Source organism: Nonomuraea sp. NPDC003754 (genome assembly GCF_053605785.1).
Window position 1 is genome coordinate 20,948 of sequence record NZ_JBSGJX010000030.1, and the last position, 15,431, is coordinate 36,378.

14 protein-coding genes are annotated in these 15,431 nt (G+C 71.0%); 8 read left to right on the forward strand and 6 right to left on the reverse strand.

Features of this window, described 5'->3' with window-relative positions; genetic code table 11:
- Positions 1–23 precede the first annotated feature (23 nt).
- The 3 genes from ACWEVS_RS30915 to pdhA are packed head-to-tail and all read right to left on the reverse strand — an operon-like array spanning position 24 to position 3,624.
- Positions 24–1,541 carry a dihydrolipoamide acetyltransferase family protein gene (locus ACWEVS_RS30915; RefSeq protein ID WP_452554322.1) on the reverse strand — a complete coding sequence of 506 codons (1,518 nt, stop codon included), beginning with the start codon at positions 1,539–1,541 and terminating at the stop codon, positions 24–26.
- A 14-nt stretch (positions 1,542–1,555) separates the two neighbouring features.
- Complete coding sequence (locus ACWEVS_RS30920) at positions 1,556–2,536, reverse strand: alpha-ketoacid dehydrogenase subunit beta (RefSeq protein ID WP_452554323.1); 981 nt, start codon at positions 2,534–2,536, stop codon at positions 1,556–1,558.
- The gene (pdhA, locus tag ACWEVS_RS30925; protein WP_449921500.1) at positions 2,533–3,624 is read right to left on the reverse strand and encodes a pyruvate dehydrogenase (acetyl-transferring) E1 component subunit alpha; all 1,092 of its coding nucleotides are present in this window, start codon (positions 3,622–3,624) and stop codon (positions 2,533–2,535) included. The genes ACWEVS_RS30920 and pdhA overlap by 4 nt, the downstream gene beginning before the upstream one ends.
- Positions 3,625–4,019: 395 nt before the next feature.
- Here pdhA and purS point away from each other — a divergent pair, with 395 nt between their 5' ends.
- The 4 genes from purS to purL all read left to right on the forward strand — a co-directional run bounded on the left by purS (position 4,020) and on the right by purL (position 8,067).
- The gene (purS, locus tag ACWEVS_RS30930; protein WP_449921503.1) at positions 4,020–4,265 is read left to right on the forward strand and encodes a phosphoribosylformylglycinamidine synthase subunit PurS; all 246 of its coding nucleotides are present in this window, start codon (positions 4,020–4,022) and stop codon (positions 4,263–4,265) included.
- A 222-nt stretch (positions 4,266–4,487) separates the two neighbouring features.
- Entirely contained in the window at positions 4,488–4,874 is a 387-nt protein-coding gene (locus tag ACWEVS_RS30935) for an ATP-binding protein (RefSeq protein ID WP_354920068.1), read from the forward strand.
- 266 nt (positions 4,875–5,140) lie between these two features.
- Entirely contained in the window at positions 5,141–5,824 is a 684-nt protein-coding gene (gene purQ, locus ACWEVS_RS30940) for a phosphoribosylformylglycinamidine synthase subunit PurQ (protein WP_354919993.1), read from the forward strand.
- Complete coding sequence (gene purL, locus ACWEVS_RS30945) at positions 5,821–8,067, forward strand: phosphoribosylformylglycinamidine synthase subunit PurL (RefSeq protein ID WP_449921507.1); 2,247 nt, start codon at positions 5,821–5,823, stop codon at positions 8,065–8,067. Before purQ ends, purL begins: the two co-directional genes overlap by 4 nt.
- A 135-nt stretch (positions 8,068–8,202) precedes the next feature.
- On the opposite strand, the gene ACWEVS_RS30950 is transcribed toward purL, so the two are convergent.
- The gene (locus tag ACWEVS_RS30950; RefSeq protein WP_452554324.1) at positions 8,203–9,120 is read right to left on the reverse strand and encodes a hypothetical protein; all 918 of its coding nucleotides are present in this window, start codon (positions 9,118–9,120) and stop codon (positions 8,203–8,205) included.
- A gap of 260 nt (positions 9,121–9,380) precedes the next feature.
- On the opposite strand from ACWEVS_RS30950, the gene ACWEVS_RS30955 reads away from it, so the two are divergent.
- The 4 genes from ACWEVS_RS30955 to ACWEVS_RS30970 all read left to right on the forward strand — a co-directional run bounded on the left by ACWEVS_RS30955 (position 9,381) and on the right by ACWEVS_RS30970 (position 13,993).
- Positions 9,381–11,381, forward strand: a complete 2,001-nt coding sequence (locus tag ACWEVS_RS30955) for an adenylate/guanylate cyclase domain-containing protein (RefSeq protein ID WP_449921513.1) — start codon at positions 9,381–9,383, stop codon at positions 11,379–11,381.
- The gene (locus tag ACWEVS_RS30960; RefSeq protein ID WP_354919984.1) at positions 11,378–12,040 is read left to right on the forward strand and encodes a Crp/Fnr family transcriptional regulator; all 663 of its coding nucleotides are present in this window, start codon (positions 11,378–11,380) and stop codon (positions 12,038–12,040) included. Before ACWEVS_RS30955 ends, ACWEVS_RS30960 begins: the two co-directional genes overlap by 4 nt.
- Positions 12,041–12,113: 73 nt before the next feature.
- On the forward strand, positions 12,114–13,553 hold the full coding sequence (locus tag ACWEVS_RS30965; protein ID WP_449921516.1) for an MFS transporter: 1,440 nt from the start codon (positions 12,114–12,116) through the stop codon (positions 13,551–13,553).
- Between the two features lie 62 nt (positions 13,554–13,615).
- Positions 13,616–13,993, forward strand: coding sequence for a VOC family protein (locus ACWEVS_RS30970; protein ID WP_452413779.1), 378 nt, complete (start codon positions 13,616–13,618; stop codon positions 13,991–13,993).
- 16 nt (positions 13,994–14,009) lie between these two features.
- Here ACWEVS_RS30970 and ACWEVS_RS30975 read toward each other — a convergent pair whose 3' ends face one another.
- The gene (locus tag ACWEVS_RS30975) at positions 14,010–14,756 is read right to left on the reverse strand and encodes a methylenetetrahydrofolate reductase (RefSeq protein ID WP_452413777.1); all 747 of its coding nucleotides are present in this window, start codon (positions 14,754–14,756) and stop codon (positions 14,010–14,012) included.
- A 10-nt stretch (positions 14,757–14,766) separates the two neighbouring features.
- A complete protein-coding gene (locus ACWEVS_RS30980) occupies positions 14,767–15,420 on the reverse strand; it encodes a TetR/AcrR family transcriptional regulator (RefSeq protein WP_449922137.1) in 654 nt (217 codons plus the stop codon).
- Between the last annotated feature and the right edge of the window lie 11 nt (positions 15,421–15,431).

Consider the following 15,431-nt stretch of genomic DNA (forward strand, 5'->3'; position numbering starts at 1 on the left):
GCCCGCCCGTCGGCGTCCTGAGCTCAGCTCCAGGCCAGCATGCGCAGCGGGTCCTCGAGCATCGCGCCGACGTCGCGCAGGAACAGCGAGCCGAGCTCGCCGTCGACGATCCGGTGATCGAACGACAGCGCGAGCGTGGTCACCTTCCTGACGGCCAGCTGCCCGTCCACCACCCACGGCGCGTCCTTGACCTGGCCGAAGGCCAGGATCGCCGACTCGCCGGGGTTGAGTATCGGGGTGCCGGTGTCGACGCCGAACACGCCCACGTTGGTGATCGTGATCGTGCCGCCGGCCATCTCGGCCGGTTGCGTACGGCCCGCCCGTGCCGTCTCCGTCAGCTCGCCCAGCGCCCTGCCCAGGCCCGGCAGGTCGAGCGTGTGGGCGGACTTGATGTTCGGCACGACCAGCCCGCGCGGTGTGGCGGCGGCGATGCCGAGGTTCACGTAGTGCTTGACCACGATCTCCTGAGCGGCCTCGTCCCACGCCGAGTTGATCATCGGATAGCGGCGGGCGGCCACCAGGACCGCCTTGGCCACCAGCAGCAGCGGCGAGACCCTGACCTCGGCGAAGTCGGGAAGCTGCTTGAGCCGCTGGACGGCCGCCATCGTCTCGGTGACGTCCACCTGCAGGAACTCGGTGACGTGCGGCGCGGTGAAGGCGCTGGCGACCATCGCCTGCGCGGTCATCTTCCGCACGCCCTTGACGGGGATGCGCTCCTCCCCGTCCCGCGGCGCGAGGCGGGCGGGCTCGGCGGCCCGCGGCGCGGTGGCGGCCTGCGCGGCGGCATGCACGTCGTCGCGGGTGATGGAGCCCTGCGGGCCCGTGCCGCGCAGCGTCGCCAGGTCCACACCCAGGTCCTTGGCCAGCTTGCGGACCGGCGGCTTGGCGAGCGGGGTCACCCGTCCCCCGGCGGGCCAGGGTTCGGGCAGCGGCTGGGCGGCGCCGGGCCCGGGGACGGCCACCCGCTCGGGGTTGGCCACCGAAGCGGCGGGCGGCATCGAAGCAGCGGGCGGCGCCGGGGCAGCAGGCGGCGCCGGAGCCCGGACGGCCTGCGGCCCGGCGGGGGCGGAGGCGGCGGGAGGCGTGGTGGCCTTCTTACGGGGGCGGCGCTTGGCCGCACCGGCCTTGACGCCGTAGCCGACCAGGACGGGAGTGCGCTCCTCCTTGGGCGCGGGGCTGCCGTGCACGCCCGGCTCGACGGCGCCCTCGGCGGGCGGGCTCGGCACCATGTCGTCGGCCAGTGCGGCGGCCCGGCCGGCCGGCTCCCCGGGGGCGGGCGCCGCCGTACCCGCGGGAGCGGGCTCGTCGGTGTCGACCGCGATGATCGGCACGCCGACGTCGACCGTCCGCCCCTCCTCCGCCATCAGCTCGGCGACGACGCCGGCCCAGGGGGACGGCAGCTCGACGATCGACTTGGCCGTCTCGATCTCCACGACGATCTGGTTGACCTTGACGGAGTCGCCCGGTTTGACGTGCCAGCGGACGATCTCGGCCTCGGTGAGGCCCTCTCCCACGTCGGGGAGCTTGAATTCACGACGCATTCGAGATCCCCCTCTCAGTAGGCGAAGGTACGGTCGACGGCATCGAGGATCCTGTCCAGGTCGGGCAGGTAGTGCTCCTCCAGCTTCGACGGCGGGTAGGGGGTGGAGAAGCCGCCGACCCGCAGCACGGGGGACTCCAGGTGGTAGAAGCACTCCTCGGTGATCCTGGCCGCGAGCTCGGCGCCGAAGCCGTTGTAGACCGGCGCCTCGTGGACGACCACCGCCCTGCCCGTCCTGCGCACCGACTCCATGACCGTGGGGAAGTCGAGCGGGTTGAGCGAGCGCAGGTCGACCACCTGGACGGAACGGCCGTCCTCCTGGGCGGCCGCGGCGGCCTCCAGGCAGGTCTTGACCATGGGCCCGTAGGCGAACAGCGTGACGTCGTCGCCCGGCCGTACCACGGCGGCCCGGTCGAAGGGGGCCCACCAGTCGGTGGCGGTGGTGTCGACGTCGGCCTTCTCCCAGTAGCGGCGTTTGGGCTCGAAGAAGATCACCGGGTCGTCGCTGCGGATGGCCTGCTGGATCATCGTGTAGGCGTCGGCCGGGTTGCTGCAGGCGACCACGCGCAGGCCGCCGGTGTGTGTGAAGTGCGCCTCGGGGGACTCGCTGTGGTGCTCGACCGCGCCGATGCCGCCGCCGCACGGGATGCGGACCACGACGGGCAGCTTGATGGCGCCCAGCGAGCGCAGCGGCATCTTGGCCAGCTGGGTGATGATCTGGTCGGCGGCCGGGAAGACGAACCCGTCGAACTGGATCTCGCAGACCGGCCGGTAGCCGCGCAGGGCCAGGCCGATGGCGGTGCCGATGATGCCCGACTCGGCCAGCGGGGTGTCGATGACGCGGTCCTCGCCGAAGTCCTTCTGCAGGCCGTCGGTCACGCGGAAGACGCCGCCGAGCTTGCCGACGTCCTCGCCCATGATGAGGACCTTCGGGTCGTCCTCCATCGCCCTGCGCAGGCCCTCGTTGATCGCCTTCGAGAGGGTCAGCATGGTCATGACTGGAAGCCCTCCAGGTAGGCGGCGTACTGGGCGCGCTCCTGCTCCATCAGCGCGTGGGGTTCCCTGTAGACGTGGTCGAAGATGTCGAGCGGCCCGGGGTCGGGCATCTCCAGGCAGCGCCTGCGCAGGTCGGCGCCGAGGTCCTCGGCCTCCGCGTCGATGGAGTCGAAGAACTCCTGGTCGGCCAGCTCGTTCTTGAACAGGTACGCCTTGAGGCGCTCGATCGGGTCCTTGAGCTTCCACGCCTCCAGCTCGCTGGCCACCCGGTAGCGGGTCGGGTCGTCGGTCGTGGTGTGCGCGCCCATCCGGTAGGTGAAGGCCTCGATCAGTGTCGGCCCCTGGCCGGTCCTCGCGGCTTCCAGGGCCTTCCTCGTGACGGCCAGGCAGGCGAAGACGTCGTTGCCGTCCACCCGGATGCCGGGGAAGCCGAACCCCGACGCCCTCCGGTAGAGCGGGATGCGCGTCTGCTTCTCCAGCGGCTCGGAGATCGCCCACTGGTTGTTCTGGCAGAAGAAGACGATCGGGGCGTTGAACACGCTGGCCCAGATGAACGACTCGTTGACGTCGCCCTGGGAGGTGGCGCCGTCGCCGAAGTAGGCGATCGTGGCGGCGTTGGCGCCGTCGCGCTGGATGCCCATGGCGTAGCCGACCGCGTGGAGGGTCTGGCTGCCGATGACGATCGTGTAGAGGTGGAAGTTGTGCTCGGACGGGTCCCACCCGCCGTGGTTGACCCCTCTGAACAGGCCCAGCAGCTTCACCGGGTCGACGTCGCGGCACCAGGCTACGCCGTGCTCGCGGTAGGTGGGGAAGGCCATGTCGGCGTCGGTGAGCGCCCTGCCCGAGCCGATCTGCGCGGCCTCCTGGCCGAGCAGCGAGGCCCAGATGCCCAGTTCGCCCTGGCGCTGCAGGGCCACGGCCTCCAGGTCCACGCGGCGGACGAGCACCAGGTCGCGGTACAGCGACCTCACGTCGTCGGGCGTCAGGTCGATGTCATAGTCGGGGTGCTCGATCCGCTCCCCTTCGGGGGTGAGCAACTGCACGAGCTCTGGGGGTGCTTCTGCACCACGAGAGGCGTCGACGGTCACGTGCCACTCCTGTGCGGTCGGGGCCGGTTCGCTGGGGTTGCCATACTTTTCCCGGCCTTTCTGGCGTACGGCCCATCTGGTGGTGGTTCGTACGCGTTTGGGGACATGGTGGCAGAGGTCACAGCCCTACGCGCAAGCCCCATGTCCTCCCCGTTCCCGGTGGATCGTGCACGAACCTTCCCGGCGGGGATCACGTTGGCAGCCGTCGGATCCCCAACGGCAGGTCAAGAGAGCCCTGCCCCGCGCCAACCCCGCGCCCGACACGCGGGCCGGTCTCGTCAGAGGCGGTGTGGGGCCGGATGGAGAGGTCGGAGGCAGGGGTGGGGCGGGTTCACCACGGGCGGGGCGTTAGGCTGAACGCCGCAACCCCGTACCTCAGCTTCAGGAGGAGCGCCGTGGCGCGCGTCATCGTCGACGTCATGCTCAAGCCGGAAATCCTCGACCCGCAGGGCCAGGCCATCGCCCGCGCGCTGCCGCGCCTGGGCTTCTCCGGCGTCTCCCAGGTGCGCCAGGGCAAGCGGTTCGAGCTCGAAGTGGAGGGCGTCGCCGACGAGGCGGCCCTCGCGGAGGTCCGGAAGATGGCCGAGACCCTGCTGGCCAACACGGTGATCGAGGAGTACACCGTGCGGGTCGAGGGGTAGAACGGCACATTTGGCGGCCAGAAATCACCATCGCGGTTTAAAGCCGGGTTTGGCCGTGCCACAATCCCACGGGCTTACCAACACTAAATAACAACAACGTGATTTTGCGGTTAGCCCTGATTTCACGGGGAAACCTCCTCCAGGTGAGATTCCCGCACTCGGAGGAGTCCGGTGGACATTGAGTTCTCGTTGGCGCTGCCGCGGGATGCGATCGGCATACCGATGGTCAGACGGGTGCTAGGTGACGCGATGCGCTCACTCAGCGTGAGCGAGAGCTGCATCTCCGACATGCTGCTGGCCGTGTCGGAAGCCTGCTCCAACGCGGTGCGCCATGGCGGTCCCGCCAACAGGTACGAGGTCAGCGCGTCCATCGGCTACGGCCGCTGCGACGTGAAGGTGGCCGACGCGGGCACCGGCCTGCCGTCGATGCCGCTGCACTACCCGCCGCCCGAGACGGAGAACGGTCGCGGTCTGCTCATCATGCGCTCCGTCGTCGACGAGATCTCCTTCGGCATCACGCCCGGCCGCGGCACCACCGTCCACCTGCGCAAGCACCTGGCGTGGGACCACGAGGAAGGCGCCCGCCCCCGCGAGCTCGCCGCCGTCTGATCCGCTTCCCCCGTCAGGTCCCGATCGGGCTTCCCCGCAGGCCCTGATCCGCTTCCCTTCCCAGGTCCTGGTCCGGCTCCCCCGCAGGTCCTGATCCGCTTCCCCGCAGGTCCCTGAGCCGCTTCCCCGCAGGTCGGCCGCCTTCCTGACAGGCCGCGAGAGGGCATCGGGCAGCAGCCGATACCCTGGAGGCACCGCCGCAGACCGCCGTCCACACCATGAGACGGTGGCGTGGCGTGCGCATTCCTCCGGAGGGGACGAAAGTCATGAGCGCTGCCCGTGTGGGCGTTGTCACGTTTCCAGGAACTCTCGACGACCAGGACGCAGCCCGTGCCGTACGGCTGGCGGGCGCGGAGGCGGTGCCGCTCTGGCACGGCGACCACGATCTGAAGGGAGTCGACGCGGTCTTCCTGCCCGGCGGCTTCTCCTACGGCGACTACCTGCGCTGCGGCGCGATCTCGCGGTTCGCCCCGATCATGGAGGAGCTCGTCCCCGCCGCCCGCGGCGGGCTGCCGGTGCTCGGCACGTGCAACGGCTTCCAGATCCTGTGCGAGGCGCACCTGCTGCCCGGCGCACTCACCCGCAACGCCTCCCTGCATTACGTCTGCCGCGACCAGCGCGTCAAGGTCGAGACGAACGCGACGGCCTGGACCGCCGACTACGCGCCCGGCCAGGAGATCGTGCTGCCGGTCAAGCACGGCGAGGGGCGCTACGTCGCCTCGGCCGAGACGCTCCAGGAGCTGGAGGCCAACGGCCGGGTGGTCTTCCGCTACCTCGGCGGCAACCCCAACGGCTCGCTCGACGACATCGCGGGCATCTGCAACGAGGCGGGCAACATCGTCGGTCTCATGCCGCATCCGGAACACGCGGTCGAGGAACTGGTCGGCGCCCCCAGCACCGACGGCCTCGGCTTCTTCACCTCCATCCTCAAGAAGCTGGTGAACGCATGAGCCTCGACACGGTGAAGCGAGCCGCGGACACGCCCGACGAGGCGATGCCGTTCGCCGAGCTGGGAATGAAGCAGGACGAGTACGACAGGGTCCGCGAGATCCTCGGCCGCCGTCCCACCTCCTCCGAGCTGGCCATCTACTCGGTCATGTGGTCCGAGCACTGCTCGTACAAGTCGTCCAAGGTGCACCTGCGCCAGTTCGCCAGCAAGGCGCCCGCGTCCGAGGCGCTGCTGGTCGGCATGGGCGAGAACGCCGGCGTCGTCGACATCGGCGACGGCTGGGCCGCCACCTTCAAGATCGAGTCGCACAACCACCCGTCGTACGTCGAGCCGCACCAGGGCGCGGCGACCGGCGTCGGCGGCATCGTGCGCGACATCATGTCGATGGGCGCGCGCCCGATCGCGGTCATGGACGCGCTGCGCTTCGGCGGCGCCGACCAGGCCGACACCCGGCGCGTGCTGCCCGGCGTCGTCGAGGGCATCTCCTCCTACGGCAACTGCCTGGGCCTGCCCAACATCGGCGGCGAGGTCGTCTTCGACCCCTGCTACATCGGCAACCCGCTGGTCAACGCGCTCTGCGTGGGCCTGCTGCGCAAGGACCAGATCAAGCTGGCCACCGCGCCTGGACCGGGCAACAAGGTCGTGCTCTTCGGCGCCTCCACCGGCCCCGACGGCATCGGCGGTGCCTCGGTGCTGGCCTCGGCGACGTTCGAGGACGAGTCCTCGGCCAAGCGGCCCGCCGTCCAGGTGGGCGACCCGTTCATGGAGAAGCTGCTCATCGAGTGCTGCCTGGAGCTGTACGCGGCCGACGTGGTCGTGGGCATCCAGGACCTCGGCGCGGCGGGCGTCTCCTGCGCCACCACCGAGCTGGCCGCCAAGGGCACCGGCGGCATGCACGTCGACCTCAACCTGGTCCCGCTCCGCGACCCCTCGCTCAGGCCCGAGGAGATCCTGATGAGCGAGTCGCAGGAGCGGATGATGGCCGTGGTGGCCCCGTCCGACATCCCCGCCTTCATGGCGATCTGCGAGAAGTGGGACGTGCCCGCTGTCGTGATCGGCGAGGTGACCGACACCGGCAGGCTCGTGATGACCTGGGACGGTTCGGTCATCGTCGACATCCCGCCGGGCACCGCGGCCGACGAGGGCCCCGTCTACGAGCGGCCCTTCCACGAGCCCGCGGGCCAGGCCGCGCTGAACGAGGTCGTCGACCTGCCGCGGCCCGCCGACCTGAAGGCCACGCTGCTCCAGCTGCTCGGCTCGCCCAACCTCGCCTCCAAGGAGTGGGTGACCTCCCAGTACGACAGGTACGTCCGCTCCAACACGGTGCTCGCCCAGCCCGCCGACGCCGGCATGCTGCGCATCTCCGAGGTCATGGAGGGCGCCACGCCGACGACCCGCGGCATCGCGCTGGCCACCGACGGCAACGGCCGCTACGCCAAGCTCGACCCCTACGCGGGTGCCCAGCTGGCGCTGGCCGAGGCGTACCGGAACGTCGCGGTGACGGGCGCGCGGCCGCTCGCCGTCACCAACTGCCTCAACTTCGGCTCCCCCGAGGACCCGGAGGTCATGTGGCAGTTCGCCGAGGCCGTCCGCGGGCTCGCCGACGCCTGCCGGACCCTCGGCGTCCCGGTGACCGGCGGCAACGTGTCCTTCTACAACCAGACCGGCGCGGCGGCCATCCACCCGACGCCCGTCGTGGGCGTGCTCGGCGTCATCGACGACGTCGCCAAGCGTGTCCGCTCCGGGTTCACCGAGCCGGGTCTGCGCATCGCGCTGCTCGGCGAGACCCGCGACGAGTTCGGCGGTTCGGAGTGGGCGCGCGTCGCCCACGACCACCTCGGCGGCCTGCCGCCGGAGGTGGACCTGGTGGCCGAGCAGGGCCTGGCCTCCGTCATGGTCGAGGCGGCCGCGAAGGGCCTGGTGGCCGGCTCGCACGACCTGTCCGACGGCGGCCTGGCGATCGCGCTGGCCGAGGCGTGCCTGGCCCAGGGGGTCGGCGCGAAGGTCGCGCTGCCCGAAGACGCGTTCGTCGCCCTGTTCAGCGAGTCGTCGGCGCGGGCGCTGGTGGCGGTGAAGGCCGAGCACTTCGAGGAGTTCGCGGCGCTGTGCGCGTCGTTCGAGGTGCCCTGCTACGGGCTCGGCGAGACCGGCGGCGAGTCGCTGGTGGTGGAGGGCGCCTTCGAGGTGCCCGTCTCCGAGCTGCGCGAGGTCCACACGGGCGCGCTGCCCGCGCTGTTCGGCTGAGGTTCCTTCGTTCGCGGGGGCCGGTACGGCATGCCGTACCGGCCCCCGCGGCGTTCCTGCTGCGCGGTTCCTCCCTGCGCGGCGTTCCTACTTGGCGGCGTTCCTACTTGGCGGCGTTCCTACTTGGCGGCGTTCCTACTTGGCGGCGCAGATCGCGTAGACCGTGCCGCCCCTGCCGCCGCCGGAGCCCTGGCCGGTGACGGTCTTGGTGTCCGTGCCCGGCGTGGTGGCCGTCTGCGGCGCGAGGTCGTTGCCGTGGCTGCCGCCGCTCAGCTCGACCTCCCAGCCCGTCGGGGTGCCGCCGGAGAGCGACGGCGCGCTGGTCGTGACGGTGCCGTTGACGCCGGAGAAGCCGCCGCCCGTGGCCACCGAATCGGCCGGGCAGGAGACGGATCCTTCCTTGCCGCTGAAGTTCTTGCTCACGACGACGATGGACTTGATGCCGCCCGCGTCGCCCTTGTCGCCCTTCGGACCGGCGGGACCCTGCGGCCCCGCGGGGCCGGTGTCGCCCTTCGGACCCTCGGGGCCCTTCTCGCCGGGCTTGCCCTGCGGCCCCGCGGGCCCGGTGTCACCCTTCGGGCCCTGCTCGCCCTTCTCACCAGGCTTGCCCTGCTGACCGGCGGGACCGGTCTCACCCTTGGGACCCTGCTCGCCCTTCTCGCCAGGCTTGCCCTGCGGACCGGCGGGACCGGTCTCACCCTTGGGGCCCTGGGGGCCGGGCTTGCCGTCGACGCCGTTCTTGCCGGCCGGGCCCGCCGGACCCTGGGGACCGGTCTCGCCCTTCGGGCCCGCCGGACCCTGCGGGCCCTGCTCGCGCGTGCCGGCCAGCCCGTTGGGGGACGATCCCCCGATCAGCACCCTGATCTCCGTCGTCCGGCACGGCGTCGCCGGGTTGACGATCCGGGCGTAGCGGGTCTTCTTGTGCACGCAGGCGTGCACCTCGTTGGCGGCGGACGACGCGGTGGCGACGCCACCGATGGTGAACAGCGAAGCGGCGAGCGCTCCGACGGTGGCGAGGGTGAGCGCGCGCCCACCGCGAACCTTGATTGCCACGGCATACCTTCCAGATGGAACAGAGATGGTGCGCATGTTGTGCATGAGGTTCACGCTTCAACCGTTCCAATGGATTACGCCACTACATAACGTGTATGTCACGAAACAGAGGGTGACAGGCGGGATTGACCGGCGGTCAGCCGTCGCCGAATCGCGAACACTCCCGGAGCGGTCACGAGCGACCAGGCCCCGGGCAGACCAACGCGCCGAGCCGGTGAATCGACGCCTTGGATTCCTCCCGGGCGTGGGGATAATCGTCCGTGAACACCTACCTGCCGCCCGCCAGCCAGCCCGTCAGAGCGGTGGTGTGGGCGATTCACCTGGTCCTGCCGCTGCTCGGGCTGTGGCTGCTGCTCGCCGACCCGGGCGGCATCAACGTGAGGTGGCAGCACAACCCCAGCCACTTCTGGATGATCCTCGTCGTGGCCGGCATCAACGTGGTGCTGGGCCTGATGATCAGCGAGGCGGCGCGCAGGCGGGAGGACGCGCGGCTGTTCCTGGTGTCGATGGTGTTCCTGAGCAGCGCGGGCTTCTTCTTCCTGCACGGCCTGGCGACGCCGCAGATCATCCTCGCGGCGCCCTCCCTCGGGTTCGACGTCGGCCAGCAGGTCGGGCTGACGGTGGCGGCCGTCTTCGCCTTCGCGTCGGCGTTCCCGCTCGGCGAGGGGCAGGCCAGGACGGTACTGGCGGCGCAGGACCTGATCAGAGCGGTCCTGCTGGGAATCATGGTGATGTGGGGCGTGGCCTCGCTGGTGCCCGGGCTGACGCCGCTGAGCAGGCCGCCGGCGGAGGCGCCCATCCCGTGGTTCGGCTGGTTCTCGGTGCCCGGCATGGTGTTGTTCGTCGCGGCCGGCGTCATGATGTTCCTCCTGCACCGCAGGCGGCGCTCGGCGATCCTGGTGAGCCTGATGACCGCCTACGCGCTGCTGGCCGAGGCCATGATCGCGGGGATGTCCCAGCTCAACTGGCACCTGTCGTGGTGGGAGTGGCACATCCTGCTGACACTGGCCTTCGTCTTCGTCGCCTACAGCGCCTACCTGCAGTTCCGGCGCGAGGGGTCGAGCGCCGGCCTGTTCGACTCGGTGGCGCTGTCGGCGACGGTGGTCAGGATCCAGGCGCAGTACGAGCAGGCGCTGGAGGAGCTGGTCGAGCACGTCCGCAAGGGCACCAAGCTGCCTGCCGTACGGCTGGCGGGGCGCTTCCAGCTGACCGAGGGCCAGGCGGCGGTCCTCGACCGCGCAGGAGAGGCGCTGGCCAGCGAGCGCGAGCTGTCCGAGCGCCTCGCGGCGCTCGTCGACGTCGGGACGCAGACGAGGGTACGGCTGGCCGAGTCCGACCTGCTGACCGGCGCCCTGGAGCGGGTACGGCAGGCGTACGGCGACGTGCGCATCGGCCTGGTCGCCGACGGCAGGGTGAGCATCGGCTCGCGCGAGTACGTCTTCGACGGCACCGCGCCCATCAGGCGCGAGGGCCTGGTCGCCTATCCGCTGACCGTGAAGGGGCACCTGGCGGGCGCGCTGGAGGTGCCGCTCGGCCGTACAGCGCAGGACGAGGCCCTGGCCTCGACCCTGGCCAGCCAGCTGTCGATCTCGTTGGAGAACGCCCGCCTGTACGCCGAGCTCGACACGCTGTTCCGGCAGTACATGTCGCCCGACGTCGCCAACCGCCTGCTGGCCGACCCTGGGCAGGCCGCTCTCGGCGGCGAGCTGCGCGAGCTGACGGCGCTGTTCGCCGACCTCAAGGGGTTCACCACGTTCTCCGAGCGGGTCACGCCCGGGGAGATCGTCGAGATGCTGAACCGCTATCACACCGCGGCCGTGCCCTGCATCCTCGGCAACGGCGGCACGATCGTGCAGTTCGTGGGCGACGCGCTGCTCGCGCTCTTCAACGCGCCCGCCACCCAGGAGGACCACGCGCTGGCCGCGTGCCGGGCCGCCCTGGCCATGCAGGAGGCGGCCAGGCAAGTCGCCGCCGACGGCTGGCCGACCTTCAGGGTCGGCATCAACACCGGCATGGCGCTGGTCGGCAACATCGGCAGCCCGGAGCTGAGGGGCTTCAACGCCATGGGTGACGCGGTGAACGTCGCGGCCCGGCTGGAGGCCATGGCGGAGCCCGGCACGGTGGTGATCGGCGCCACGACTCTGGCCCAGCTCGGCGCCGGCGTGACGGCCACACCTCTCGGGGCGCTGCGGTTGAAGGGGAAGGAACAGGAGGTGGAGGCCTACGTGCTGGCGGCCCTGCCCCGCATAATCGGGTCATGACCGCAGAGGCCGGAGAGTTCCTGTCCATGCTGACCCCTGACGAGACCGAGGCCCTGAAGGCCGCCGGTCGCCCCAGACGCTGGGAGCGGGGCGAGGTGCTGATGACGGAGGGAGACACCTCCGACTGGGTGCTGCTGCTGCTCGAAGGGCGGGTCAAGGTGTCCTCCCACACCAGCGGCGGGACGGAGGTCGTGCTGGCGGTGCGCGGGCCCGGCGGGCTGATCGGCGACATGTCGGCCATCGACGGCTCGCCCCGCTCGGCGACCGTCACGGCGCTGGAGCCGGTGGCGGGGGTGGTGGTCCGCGACTTCGCCGGGTTCCTGCGGGCGCACGGGCGGGTGGCGGTGCTGCTGATGCAGCTGGTCACCGGGCGGCTGAGAGACGCGGACCGCAAGCGGGTCGAGTACGGCGCGTTCGACACGACGGGGCGGGTGGCGACACGGCTGGTGGAGCTGGCCGAGCGGTACGGCGAGCAGACGAGCACCGGGCTGCGGGTCGCGCTGCCGCTGTCGCAGGACGAGCTCGCGGGGTGGACGGGCGCGTCCAGGGAGGCGGTCAGCAAGGCGCTGCGGACGTTGCGCGACCGGGGCCTGATCGAGACGGGGCGGCGCCGGGTGGTGATCCACGACCTGGAGGGCCTGCGCAAACGCGCCCGCTGACGGCATCGCTTCTCGCGCGTGGCTCGGGGGTGGCGCGATCAAGCGGACGTACGTCGTACGTCATAGTGGGAGCATGGTCGCCGTCTCCCCCGACTACGCCCGCCGACTCCGTTACGCCTGGCGTGTCTGCTCGGTGACCAGCCTCGGTCTGGTGTTGATCGGGATCGCCGGCAGCACGCTCAACGTCGCCCTCCCGGCCGTCGTCCGCCACTTCCATGCCACCCCCTTCGAGTCGGGCTGGATCCTGCTCTCCTTCCTCCTGGTCAACACCGCCAGCCTGGTCTTCTTCGGCAGGATCGCCGATCTGCTCGGCCGCAGGGAGGTCTACCTGGCCGGGTTCGCGCTGTTCACGGTCGGCTCGCTGCTGGCGGGCCTCGCGCCCGGCGTCTGGTTCCTGGTCGCGATGCGGGTGTTACAGGCGATCGGCTCGGCGATGATCCTGGCCAACGGAACAGTGATCATCACGGCCGCCTTCCCGCCGGACCGCCTCAGCCAGGGCATGGGCGTCTACATCGGCACGCTGTCCATCGCGCAGCTCGCCGGGCCGACCGTCGGCGGCCTGATCGCCGAGGCGGCCGGCTGGCAGTGGATCTTCTGGGTGAACGTCCCCGCGGGGGTGATCGCGCTGGTCTGGGGGGCGCTCACGCTGCGCGGGATGCCGCGGGGGCCGCGCGAGCCCGTGGACGCGCTCGGCAACCTGCTCATCTTCGCCACGCTGACCGCGCTCCTCCTGGCGCTGTCCGAGATCGGCAACGGCGGTCCCGTCGTGGTCGTGGGCGCGGTGGTGGCCGCGGTGCTGGCACCGCTCGTCCTCCTGGTCGAACGGCGGGCCGCGCATCCGGTCCTCGACCTGCGGCTGTTCGGCGGCCGGATGCTGGCGTGGGCGAACCTGGCCTCCTTCTGCAACGCGCTGGCCAGGGCGGCGCTGATCCTCCTGGTGGCGCTGCACTTCCAGGCGGCCCGCGGCGTCGACGCGTTCACCGCCGGTCTGACCGTGCTGCCGGTTCCCGTCGGGATGGCGCTCGCCTCCCCCGTCGCGGGCGTGCTGGGGCGGCGCGTCTCGCCGTACGCGCTGTCGATCGGGGGGTCGCTGTTCAGCGCGGCCGGCCTGGCGGTCCTGATGGCGACGGCCCGGCCCGGCACGCCGTACTGGATCATCGGGGTGGGGCTCTTCCTGGCCGGATGCGGCAGCGGCACGTTCCTGACCGGGAACACCACGCAGGTGATGAGCGCCCTGCCGGCGGGGAGCCTGGGCGTGGTGAACGGCTTCCGGCTCATGGTGATGAATGTCGGGATCGTGCTCAGCGTGGGCCTGTCGCTGAGCGTGCTGACCAGCGCGGTCGCTCCGTCGTTGCGCGCGCAGGTGTACGCGGGCACGCTGTCGCGGCTGTCGCCGGTGGCGGTGGAGCAGTTGATGGCCGGGTTCCGGCTGACGTACGGCGTGCTGTTCGGGGTGGCACTGGCGGGCGCCGTGTTCGCGGCACTGGCCCGCGGCCCCCGCGCCGTACGATGAACGGCCATGAAGATCGTGCGACGACGGGATCGCCGGCGCGCGGCACACGGGAAGAAGGGCTGATGACGCACCACAGCAGGTTGCACCTGGCCGTGATCGACGTGCCTGGGGACGAGCACGACGAGGCACTGGCGTTCTGGCGAGGCGCGACGGGGCACGAGCTGCCCCGCATTCCCCAGCATCCCGAGTTCCACGGCGGCATGCTGCCCGGCCAGGAGTTCGGGCTCCTGGTGCAGCGACTGGACGACGGGGAGCCCCGCGTGCACCTCGACTTCCACACCGACGACCTGGAGGCCGAGGTCTCGCGGCTGGAGGGGCTGGGTGCGACCCGCGTCCGGCAGGCCCCCAACTGGTGGGTGATGCGGGACCCGGCGGGCCAGCCGTTCTGCGTGGTGAAGGATCCCGGGATCAACGCCGACAACGCCCGCCGGTGGGACTGAGCGCCCGACCGGCCGCTCAGAGGGTGTCGTGGAGGCGGGACTCGACGTCGCGGTAGCGGGTGACCGGGATGAGGTGCACGCCGTCGAAGGCGCCGGAGTCACGGATCCTGAGAACGTGCTCGCAGGCCGCCTCCACGCCCGCCATCCGGTCGTCGCCCAGGCGCTCCACCAGCTCCTCGGGGATGTCGATGTCGGGAATGGCCGCGGCGAGCCGCTGGGCGTGGGACTGGCTGGCCAGCACCATCACCCCGGCGTAGACGGGCACGTCGACGGGGTTGGCCTCGCGCCACCTGAGCAGCGCGTCGAGCGAGAAGCTGACCTGGACGAAGAGGAAGTCGGCCGCGCGCTTCCACGCGGGCAGCGGCCGCAGCCCCGCCGCCGCGCCGACGCGGAACGCCGGCGAGAACTCCCTGGCCTCCTCGATCATCGAGCGGACCGTCAGGTCGCTGGTCCTGTTGCCGCTCGTGGGCTTGTCGCCGTAGACGAACAGGAAGTGATCGACCCCGTAGGCGGCCGCGGTCAGCAGGTCGCGGCGCAGGCCGAGCAGGTTGCGGTCGCGCGAGTTGAGGCAGGCGATGCTGCGCCCGCCCATGGCCTGGACCTCGTGCGCGACGGCGACGCTGGAGACCGTCGCCCTGCCGATGTGGTTGTCGGGGATGAGGAAGGAATGGGCGAGCTTGCCCAGGGTGCCGATCTGGTGCCGGACGTGCGTGAGGTCGGGCTTGGTAGGCGGTTCGATCTCGCAGACCAGCTGGAAAGTCATGCCCGGCAGCCTATCGGCGGGCGGCCAGCGCGACGACGCCGCCGAGCACGAGATCGACGCCGAAGCTGTCGTAGAACTCCTCGCTGACACCCTCGACCATGGGCCGCGCCATCGCCACCAGGTTCGGGTAGGTGTCGGCGGGCAGCGACTGCAGGCCCAGCCGCTTGACCCTGAGCAGCTCGGTGATCTCCTCCGGCGTACGGCCGGGCCGGAAGTGGACGGGCGCGTCGGCGATGGAGATGGCGCTCTGCAGCAGGTACTTGGTGATCAGGCAGCTCTCTTCCTGGCTGAACCCGGCCGAGTGGGCCAGGCCGAGCGCCCGGTCCCAGACGGTGAGGAAGCTGGGCACGGTGGTCTGGTCGATCTGTTCAAGCACGTTCTTGGCGCAGGGATAGCGGCGCAGCGTCCTGATCAGTCCGAGGACGAGGTCGCGTAGCTCCTGGTGCCACGGGCGGTCGCCGGCGTCCTTGGGGGTGAACCCGGCGATCAGGTGATCGGCCATGCCGATCAACAGCTGCTCCTTGTTCTTGAAGTGCCAGTACAGCGCCATCGGCGTGACCCCGAGGTCGGTGGCGAGCCGCCGGATGGTCACCGCGTCGAGCCCCTCGGCGTCGCCGATCTCCAACGCCTTCTCGACGATCGCCTCAGCGGTCAGTTTTCCCATCACGGTTGACA